Here is an 11236-nt window from a genome sequence, read left to right on the forward strand (position 1 = left end):
GTTGTGGTCATTTTATGAGTGCTTTATTTTCGTATGATGTTGATAGGTTGTTTTGCCTATCTGTATTCAACATTAAAGCCTAAGTTGAGTTTTGTAAAGATAATTAACATTAGTATTGGTTATATCAGTTATATGTTTTGCTAATGTATTGAGATTTACAGAATGATTTTTGCGAGCAGGATGCCTACACCACACAAGTTGGCTTAAAAATTAGAGTCCAAAGGATTGGCGAAGTAAAGATACTATAAGAGTAATCCAAGGAAAAAATGATCCAAAACAAGGCTCAATTGTAAAGCCACAAAGCCAAACAGACCCAAGTTTTAAGAGTACAAGGTGATATATCAGGCTGTCAGCAGCGCAAGTCCGTCATTAGTTGAAAGAAATCAAAGGGTATCAAGATCAAGAAATGCTAACAGATGAGGTAATTCGACAACGATTGAATCAACTAGGTTATGGCTTAAAAGTTGGTTAGATCAATTGATGTCAGAAATTTAGTATTTGTCGATGAAGCGGGAATAAATTTATCAATGTCTCGTTTGTTCGCCAGAGCCGTAGATGGCGAACGAGCCGTTTTTACTTTCTTCGTATATTGTACTGTTTGTCCTAACCACCTTGGCACTTGCTATATATCCTACCTGTAGGTTTGGATTTACCGTTAATGAATAGACCTTTTACCAAGTCAAAGCGTGCTGCTGGGAATAGTGATTTAATCCCATCCACTCCTCAGATTAAAGTGCGGACTCAACCAGGGGTGGAGTTACTCTACTAAAGCCTGGAATCCCCCCAAAAAACTAGGTTTCTCCAGAACGAATCGCACTTACAAGCATCTCGGCTCAATACCTTTTAGAGTTAATGTAACTATAGGTTATGTAAAATTTTGTATCAGCATTGTATATTTCTGGTAAAAATTCAATAATCATAAGTTAAATTCCTAAGTTGTCTCTAAGCAAAATTTTTGTAATTAATCAAATAATGATGGAAATAGTCAACAGTATTTTGTATCCATTTAAAATACCATTTTTGGCATCATCTCAAATTTATTGGTTATATCTGCTTTCAACTATTTTACTGGCGACAATACTATATATAGTTGGTCTAGCCAATCGGGGCAAAGAGAAAAGTTTTCTAGAATACCTTTTACCTAAAGAAGTTTATTTACATCCTTCATCTATTGCTCTATACAAATATTTCTTTTTAATTTCCTTGTTCGAGATATTTTTAGTAGTGCCAACAACACTACCTTTAGCGAAAGTTGCCGATATAACTTGCCAAAGTTTGATACAAATTACAGGCATTACCACACCTTTTGCCGTCACGGTTCCCCAATTATGGCAGCAGATCGTATTCAGCATTTTTGTAGCATTATTAGGTGACTTTGCTAATTTTTTCTACCATTATCTGGCTCATAAAATTCCTCTTTTGTGGGAATTTCATAAAGTACATCATTCAGCCGAAGTCATCACACCATTGACGGTATATCGCATTCATCCATTTGAGATGTTTTTAGGCACAATAACGATTGTTACAATCACTAATTTCGGAGCAGGTATTTGGATTTACTTGTTTGGAAATGGGATGAAAGAGCTATTAATTTATGGAGTCAGCTTTGAGGTTTTTATCTTTTATTTAGCAGGATATAACTTGCGTCATTCTCATATCTGGTTAGCTTATCCTCAGTGGATCAGCCATATTTTCATCAGTCCAGCACAACACCAAATTCATCATAGTGTAGACCCCAAACATTATGATAAAAACTTTGGTTATATTTTCGCATTTTGGGACTGGATGTTTGGCTGTTTATACGTGCCAAGCAACTATGAAAAACTGAGCTTTGGTTTATCAGATGGAGAATCAAATTTGTTTAACAGTGTCACTAATATATTTTTACAGCCTTTGAGAGCAATTAGACATAAAATTAGCAAAAACTCAGTAAAACTAGAAAGAGACTTATCATGAATTATCTGGAATTGCCAGATTTTATAAAAGATAACGTCTCTGATAATAAGTAGTTTAGTCAACTTTGAAAACATTCTCTGAAAAATTTTACAATTTATGAGTGAACATCAGCCCAATAATTATAAAAATGAAGTTGTTTTAACAATGATAGAGCATATTCAACAATTTATAGAACAGCCAAATTCTGTTTTTGGTAATATGCCTATCTGTCCCTTTGTAAACAAATTTCGTCGTGAAGGTAAAATTTTGTTTAAAGTTGAGACCTTTCATTATACTAAAGAATTTAGTTTAGATTCAAAAGTTTTGGATTTAATCACTGAATTTAAAAAAGATAATTGTTACGAGGTAATGATGGTTATCCATCCAAATAAACTGGCTTTATCATTAGATGCAATGAAAGATTTCACTCAAGATTTAAATGATTTTATAGCTCCTCTGGGATTAATTGCTTTCAGTGGTCATCCGCTTGATAATTTTAATATAGATGGTGTTTACACAAGACGAGATCCATTTATAAATTTTACACTCCAAGAGATAGAAAAAGTGAATTTATATGCAGATATTTTGAAATCTACTGCTTATTATGAAAGATGGTCTTTAGAAAATATTGAATACATTCAAAGATGAAGGCACGCCCCATCAGCCACCCATTAGTGGTATTTTGTCAGCAAAAAATAGTGCAAAATCCGGTTAAAACAATTCAGCTATAAAATTCAGATGTAGCAACAGAAATGAAATATTCTCAAAATAAGTGTATTCATCAGGTGTTTGCAGAGCAGGTAGAAAAAACACCTGATGCAGTAGCAGTTGTATTTGAAAATCAGCAATTGACCTACAGAGAATTGAATGCAAAAGCTAATCAACTGGCACATTACTTGCAAGGGATGGGGGTAGGTTCAGAAGTATTAGTTGGTCTATGCGTAGAGCGTTCTATTGAAGTAATTATAGGAATTCTTGGTATCCTCAAAGCGGGTGGAGCGTATGTTCCCTTAGACCCTGCTTATCCCCAAGAACGTCTGGCATTTATGTTAGAGGATACTAACTTAAAAGTGCTTTTAACTAAAACAGAGTGGATAGGGATACTACCTGTTACTACCGCTTCTGTGATTCTTATTGATGCAGACTGGCAGAAAATTGAGCAACAAAGCCAACAGAATCCAGTGTGTGATGCGACACCAGAAAACCTGGCTTACTTAATATATACTTCTGGCTCTACTGGCAAGCCAAAAGGAGTACAAATGCCTCATGCTAGTGTTTGTAGTTATATTAAGGCGATCGCTAAAATAATCCCAGTCAATAGCAACGATATTTATCTTCACACAGCATCTTTCTCATTTACCGCCTCAGTCAGACAATTATTCTTGCCTTTATCCCAAGGTGCTACAAGTATCATTGCCACCCGCGAACAAACTAGAACTCCCCTCAGTCTATTTGAATTAATCCAAACACAGGGGGTCACTATCTCTGATGGTGTACCTTCCGTGTGGCGTTATGGACTCATGGCTTTAGAAAGCTTAGATGTAAAATATACAAAAGCACTGAGTGAATCAAAATTAAGATTAATAGTATTTGGTGGCGAATTACTACCCTATCAACTAATTAAAAAGTTACGCAACCTGTTTCAAACACCACCCCAGTTTTTTAATATCTTAGGTCAAACAGAAAGTATTGGAAATGGTTTTTATCCCATTCCAGATGACTGCAACCTTGAAGAGGGATATGTACCAGTTGGTAATCCTCTGGACAAGATTCAGCAGGTTTATGTACTCAATTCCCAACTTGAGCCAGTAAAAATCGGTGAGTCTGGTGAACTACATATTGCAGGTTCTACTTTAGCTCGCGGCTATCTAAACCGGACTCAAGCGAATGCTGAAAAATTTATTGATAATCCTTTTGAGCCACAAAAACAACTTTTCAAAACTGGCGATGTAGCTCGCTACTCCAGCAACGGTACTTTAGAAATTCTTGGTCGGATCGACTTTCAGGTAAATATCCGAGGGATGCGAGTTGAACTGGAAGAAATCGAATCTGTATTGAAACTTCATCCCCATGTCCGGGAAGGTGTCGTCACCCTTAGAGAAGATATCCCAGGAGACCAGCGCCTAGTAGCCTATATTGTAGATAACAATCAAGCCTTTAATTGGGGAGAAATCCGCAGCTTTCTAGAGCAGAAACTACCAGATTATATGGTTCCTAATGCCTTTGTGCTGATGGAGAAACTGCCAGTATTACCCAATGGAAAATTAGACCGCAACAGTTTACCTGCACCAAATATATCTGCTGATATTCGTAACTTTATTGCACCCCGTACCCAAAAAGAACAAGTTATAGCTAACATTTGGGCGGAAGTTTTAGGATTAGAAAAAGTAGGCATTTATGACAACTTTTTAGAATTGGGAGGGCATTCGCTGCTTGCCAGTTTAGTTATATCTAGATTGCGCGAAGCCTTATCTGTGGAATTATCGGTCAGCGTTTTCTTTGAATCGCTCACTGTAGCCAGTTTAAGCGAAAAGATTGCAACTTTCCAGCATCAAAATCAGCAAAATCAAACCTTACCAATATTAGAGTCAATTGACCGTTCTGTTGAATTACCCTTATCTTTGATTCAGCAGCGATTTTGGTTTCTCGACCAAATGGAAGGAGCAAATGCTGCCTACAATATTGCCAGAGCGTTGCGTTTAGTTGGTCGGCTGAATTTAACAGCACTCCAACAAGCTATAGAGTCAATTATTAAACGCCATGAAACCCTGCGTACTTCCTTTGGTATGGTAGATGAAAAACCAGTGCAATTTATTGCTGCAACTGTACCATTTACTTTACCATTAGTGGACTTAAAAGAATTACCAGAAGTTGAGCGACTGACTGAATTACAAAGATTAATTACCGCAGAATATACACAACCTTTTGATTTAAGCACAGCACCTTTATTAAGAGTCAAACTCATTCGCCTAGACTCAGAATCCCATGTGTTGCTGGTGACAATGCACCATATTATCTCTGATGCTTGGTCAGTGGGAATTTTTCTCAAAGAATTGTCTAGTTTCTATGCCGCTTCTCCCTTACCAGATTTGCACATTCAGTATGCAGATTACGCTTACTGGCAACGTCAATGGCAGCAAAATGATATTATCACCACCCAGCTAAACTACTGGAAACAACAGTTAGCAGATGCTCCACCTGTAATCGAATTACCAACCGACCGACCGCGTTCTGCTATGCAGACATTTCGGGGTAGTATCCAGAGGTTTAATTTGGGTGATGACCTGACTAACAAACTGAAAACCCTCAGTCAGAAGTCAGGTACTTCCCTATTTATGACTCTCCAAGCGGCTTTTGCGATGCTGCTTTATCGCTACACTGGTCAGGAAGATATTGTCATCGGCTCTCCCATTACTAACCGCAACCGTCCAGCCCTTGAGTCATTAATTGGTTTTTTTGTCAACACTCTGGTTTTACGCACCCGCTTAAATAACAACCCCACATTTAGAGAACTTCTAGCGCAGGTACGACAAGTTGCTCTTGATGCTTACGCTCACCAAGATGTACCTTTTGATCAATTAGTTGAAGTTCTCCAACCACAACGTCATCTCAGCCATAGTCCGCTATTCCAGGTGATGTTTGTATTGCAAAATTCCCCAGTGGAAAAACTGGAATTACCAGGTTTGAATGTAACGCAGATCGAATTAGATAGACCGACAGCAGGAGCAACTTTTGATTTAACTCTGTCCATGCAAGAAATAGATTCAGAACTCAGGGGATCATTTGAATATAATGCTAACTTATTTGATGCTGAAACTATTGCCAGGATGGTAGAGAATTTTCAAACTTTGCTAGAGGCTATTGTTACTAATCCAGATGAGCGAGTCGGACAATTACCACTCTTAACAGCAGTAGAACAACATCAGTTACTTGTGGAATGGAATAATACACAAACTAATTACCCACAAAATAAATGTGTTCATGAATTAGTAACAGAACAAGCAGAAAAAACACCTGATGCAGTAGCATTAGTGTTTGAACATCAGCAATTAACCTACCGACAATTAAATCTACAAGCTAACCAAATAGCCCATTATTTGCAGTCTCTGGGTGTAGAAAAAGAAACCTTAGTGGGTGTTTATTTGGAACGTTCTTTTGAAATGATAGTAGGATTTTTGGGCATTTTAAAAGCTGGTGGTGCTTATGTACCACTCGATCCTAACTATCCCCCAGAACGCCTCAATTATATGGTGGCAGATTCACAAATGTCGGTTATCTTGACTCATTCTTCATTACTGCCACATTTATCATCAACGCTAGAGCAAGCACAAACTAAAATCATTTGTTGGGATAAAGATTTAGAAATTATTGCGAGTCAGAGTTTGGATGATCCTATTAATAATGTACAACCTGGAAATTTAGCTTATGTAATCTATACTTCTGGTTCTACAGGGCAACCAAAAGCTGTGCTGATTCAACATTCAGCACTGTTAAATTTAGTGTTTTGGCACTTAAACACGTTTGAAGTTAAATCATCAGATCGAGCAACACAGTTAGCAGGAACAGCGTTTGATGCTGCTGTCTGGGAATTATGGCCTTATTTAGGAGTCGGAGCAAGTATATATTTAATTAAATCAGAGTTTCTGCTTTCACCAAAAACCCTCCAAGAGCAGTTGATCTCACAAGGTATTACTATTAGTTTTATTCCTACACCCTTAGCAGAAAAATTATGTCTTTTAGCATGGTCAGACAATACAGCTTTGCGAACTATCTTAACTGGTGGAGATAGACTTAATCATTATCCATCAGATACATTACCATTTAAACTTTTTAATAACTACGGGCCAACAGAAAATACTGTAGTTACAACTTCTGGGCAAATTTTGCCTGGAAAATTAGCAAGTAAATTTCCGCCTATTGGTCGTCCCATTGCCAACACCCAAACCTATATTCTAGATTCTTATCTTCAACCTGTACCTATTGGTGTATCTGGAGAACTTTACCTTGGTGGTGCAGGTTTAGCTAGGGGGTATTTGAATCGTCCAGACATAACATCTGAGCGATTTATTAATAATCCTTTTGTGGAAGATGAGCGACTTTATAAAACTGGAGATTTAGCACGCTTTTTACCAGATGGAAATATTGAATTTCTGGGACGTATTGATCACCAAGTTAAAATTCGCGGTTTTCGCATTGAACTAGGCGAAATTGAAACGCTATTGAGCCAACATCCCCAAGTTCAACAAGCGGTGGTGATTGTTCGAGAAGACAACCCAGGAAATAAATATTTAACAGCTTATATTGTGAGCGAAACAGAAACATTGACCAGTAGTAAATTGCGTCAGTTTCTGAAAGAACACTTGCCTGAATATATGATACCAGCGGCTTTTGTGACGCTCAAAACCTTACCTCTAACTCCTAATGGTAAAGTGGATCGTCGGGTTTTGCCAAAGCCAGAGACAACAAATTCAGAACTAGAAGCTGCTTTTGTTGCACCCCGTACTTGGCTAGAAGAAAGATTAGCCGAAATTTGGTGTACAGTGTTATGTCGGGAGAAAGTAGGCATCTACGATAACTTCTTTGAATTGGGGGGACACTCTCTCCTGCTAACATCTGTAATATCTCGCATTCAACAAACTTTGTCCATAGCAATTCCTCTGAGTTCTCTATTTGCAGCACCTACTATAGCTGAACTTAGTCAAGTAATAACTGCTCTTCTGATGGAGATGGAGAAACAGGGCGCAAGTGGTATGACATTTGACACCTTACCACCTCTTGTCCCTCAAGTACGAGACACTTATGTTCCACTGTCTTTTGCACAAGAGTCTATCTGGTGTTTACAGCAATTAACTCCTGAAAGTTCCGCCTACAATAGCTTTGTTATTTTACGTTTCTCTGGCGCTCTTTCTGTAAGTGTGTTGGAGTCCAGCTTCAATGAGATTATTCGCCGTCATGAAATATTACGTACTACCTTTACTGTAGTAGAAGGTCAACCCGTACAAATCATTACCCCATCCCTGACCATACCGTTGGAGATCATAGACTTACAAAACCTACCTCAGACAGAGCGAATATCTGAAGCAGAAAGACTTGCTGCTCTGGAATATCAGCACCATTTTGATCTAGCTTCAGGCCCTCTGATGAGGACAATCTTGCTGCGATTAGCTCAACAGGCGCATTGGTTGATAATAAATATGCACCATCTTATTACGGATGGGTGGTCTTTTAGCCTGTTGTTGGAGGAGTTACGAATACTCTATGCAGCTTTTGCCAATGGTTTACCTTCACCCCTACCCGAATTACCTATTCAGTATGCAGATTTTACCCTCTGGCAACGTCAATACTTTAATGAAAAGGTCATAGAAAAGCAACTTGCTTACTGGTTGGAAAAATTAACTAATACTTCACAAGTCTCTGATTTAGAGTCTAGCACTCAGCCACAAGTGAGTAATAGCGCCAGCGCATCTGTTTATTCTGTAGTTCTGCCAGCTAGTCTTGTGGCATCAATCGAAGTCCTCAGCCGTACTCAAAGAGTCACTATCTTTGTCATCATTCTGACTGCTCTGAAGATACTTTTATTTACGTACAGTGGGAAAAAAGAAATTTTAGTAATTACAACAGTTGGTAATCGGAGTGCAGTCGAAACTGAAAAAATGCTCGGTTGCTTCATCAACGACGTAATTTTGCGATGCCTGCGGCGGGCGAAGCCATCGCATCTCTCATCTGAGCAAACAGGACTTACTCTTTTAGAAGAGATCAAAGAAACCCTCACAGAAGCAATCAACAATAAAGAGATTGCTATTCAAACAGTCATTGATGCTATCACCAGCAAACAACCACTTAGCATCTCCGCATCCCTGACTATGCTACCTCCACAAAATTTCCATGACTGGATGTTAGATGTAGACTTTGTATCAATTAAGCGCGATTACAGCTTGTGGGATGGAGAAATTCCTTTAGAAATTTATGTTTCTTCACCTTCTGTAAATAAGCCAACTATGGAAATTAAAGTCTTGTACAGCACAGAGTTATTTACAAATAAAACCATCGAGTTTCTGTTTAGTTATTACCAGGAAATTCTCCAGAAGCTCGTCCAACATCCAACCAGCCAGGTTTCTGAATTTGCAAAGGATCTAAGTCTTTAAGGTTGTCCTAATTACCCTGGTAACTGCCATACTTACTGCCGTGTAGGAGGAAAATCTGAAATAAATGCTACATTAAAGCATGAGGCTTGGCCACAAATTAACCAATAATCACTATTGCTATGTTAGAAAACGGCCCACCAGAGTTGAAACAACAGCCCAGATTTGGAGCATCTTTATTTAAGTGGACTGAGTATTTCTCCAGTCAGGAAGGAGAGATAACTCCAAGCATGAGTACTTTTATCTTGATCTGGTTTGGTCAAGTGTTATCTTTAGTTGGCTCGCGCACAACCACTTTTGCTCTCAGTATTTGGGTTTATCAGCATAGTAATTCCGCAACCCAATTCACTCTTCTGATTCTATCAACGACCTTACCAGCGATTCTGATCTCTCCCATTGCTGGAGTGTTTGTCGATCGCTGGAGTCGTCGCTGGATTATGATTATTAGTGACTTCTGCGCTGGTCTGTGTACCCTAGCTATTGCCTGGTTATTTGTTAGTGGTAATTTAGAAGTCTGGAATCTGTGCCTAATTAGTGCTATTAGTTCTGGTTTCAGTGCTTTTCAAGGGCTTGCCTATTCTTCAGCGACTACATTACTTGTACCTAAAGAACAACTGGGTCGTGCTAGTTCGATGACGCAGATTAGGTTGTCTATTGCGGAAATCCTCTCACCTGCGCTGGCAGCTGCGCTGCTGGTAACTATCCAAATTCCTGGAGTTGTGGTCATTGATTTGATAACTTTGTGCTTTGCTCTGGTGTGTTTGCTGGTGGTTAAATTCCCTGAAGTTCAGACCACAGAAGCTAATCGAGAGGAGGTTGGGTTGTTCTCTTCATTCTGGCAAGAACTGACCTTTGGATGGAATTATTTGATCGAGCGCCCTGGACTTATTGGCTTAGTAGTTTTTATTGCTATCAGCAACTTTCTCATTGGTAGTGATGAAGCTCTAACCACACCTATGGTACTTTCCTTCACCTCAATAGAATCTTTGGGGACAATCTCTTCTATTGCTAGTTCTGGAATGTTAGTCGGCAGTTTCATTATGAGCATTTGGGGGGGAATAGAGCGCCTAATCAATACCATATTTATCTCGATGTTTTTTTTGGGTTTATTATATGTGTTAGCGGGCTTGCGCCCTGAGCCAATTCTGTTTACTATCTCTGAGTTCTTTATATTTTTTATAATCCCAATCGTTAATGGTGCAATCCAAGTAATTTACCAAAAGAAAGTTCCTCCAGAAGTACAAGGAAAGGTCTTTGCATTCCGCACTGCGGTTACTCAGGGTTTTCTGCCGCTTTCTTATCTGATTGCAGGGCCACTAGCTGACCAAGTTTTTGAACCGTTGATGGCGGCTGATGGGTTGGGAGCAGCCAGTATTGGACAAATTATTGGTGTTGGGCCTGGTCGCGGTATTGGTTTGATGCTTATCATCATGGGCCTATTTAGCATCGTTTTCACCTTCATTGCCTACTTGTATCCCCGTCTACGTCTGCTGGAAGATGAGTTACCGGATACAACTCCTTTCTCGGATCAACTTGACTTTTCACAAGATATATAGCAAGTGCCAAGGTGGTTAGGACAAACAGTACAATATACGAAGAAAGTAAAAGTGGATACAGCTAAAGCTTTCAGCACAAGAACAGATCATGCCAAAAACCTACAGTTACAACTTACGTCAGAAGGTAATTCAGGCAATTGAATTAGACGGAATGAAGAAGAGTGAAGCGGCGCAAGTTTTTTAAATCAGTCGAAATACAATAAATCTTTGGTTTCAACGGAAAGCCAGTACGGGAGATTATCAAGCATTACCAAATCAACCACCCAGAAATGGTCATAAAATTACTGACTGGGAGAAATTTGAGAACTTTGTCGAGGTTACAGCAATTTTCAGGTAAATAGACCACAGTGGTTGAACCAACCGAAGGCATCATCTTCAGTAATGAAATTTACAGCTTCAGCCATTGCCTGGTTGAGTGATTCATGGGTACGTGCCGATACAAAAAAGCTAACTAATGCTAACAAGAGCCAGCTTTTTCTTCCTGCTTCATCCTATTCGTGTCGGCACGATCTAGTCCACAGGCTAATACGGTCAACCTGACCGCTTCTTGACTCAAGTTACGAGCAGCATTTACATCTCTATCACAATCAAACCCACAGTAAT

Annotated in this window: 5 protein-coding genes and 1 pseudogene; 5 read left to right on the top strand and 1 reads right to left on the bottom strand. The window is 39.0% G+C overall.

What is annotated here, in order from left to right; translation table 11 throughout:
* Window positions 1–1020 precede the first annotated feature (1020 nt).
* The 5 genes and pseudogenes from H6G68_RS25875 to H6G68_RS27465 all read left to right on the top strand — a co-directional run.
* Window positions 1021–1956, top strand: a complete 936-nt coding sequence (locus H6G68_RS25875) for a sterol desaturase family protein (RefSeq protein WP_242045396.1) — start codon at window positions 1021–1023, stop codon at window positions 1954–1956.
* A gap of 96 nt (window positions 1957–2052) precedes the next feature.
* Complete coding sequence (locus H6G68_RS25880) at window positions 2053–2583, top strand: hypothetical protein (protein WP_190909210.1); 531 nt, start codon at window positions 2053–2055, stop codon at window positions 2581–2583.
* 104 nt (window positions 2584–2687) lie between these two features.
* Window positions 2688–9080, top strand: a complete 6393-nt coding sequence (locus H6G68_RS25885; RefSeq protein WP_190909211.1) for a non-ribosomal peptide synthetase — start codon at window positions 2688–2690, stop codon at window positions 9078–9080.
* A 119-nt stretch (window positions 9081–9199) separates the two neighbouring features.
* A complete protein-coding gene (locus tag H6G68_RS25890; protein ID WP_190909212.1) occupies window positions 9200–10633 on the top strand; it encodes an MFS transporter in 1434 nt (477 codons plus the stop codon).
* Between the two features lie 88 nt (window positions 10634–10721).
* Window positions 10722–10949 (top strand): annotated as a pseudogene (locus tag H6G68_RS27465) (IS630 transposase-related protein); the annotation flags it as partial.
* A 13-nt stretch (window positions 10950–10962) separates the two neighbouring features.
* On the opposite strand, the gene H6G68_RS27745 reads toward H6G68_RS27465, so the two are convergent.
* Window positions 10963–11097: a hypothetical protein gene (locus tag H6G68_RS27745; RefSeq protein ID WP_277925562.1), complete on the bottom strand. Its 135-nt coding sequence runs from the start codon at window positions 11095–11097 to the stop codon at window positions 10963–10965.
* Window positions 11098–11236: the final 139 nt, after the last annotated feature.

Source organism: Anabaena catenula FACHB-362 (assembly GCF_014698735.1).
Lineage (GTDB): Bacteria > Cyanobacteriota > Cyanobacteriia > Cyanobacteriales > Nostocaceae > Anabaena > Anabaena variabilis_A.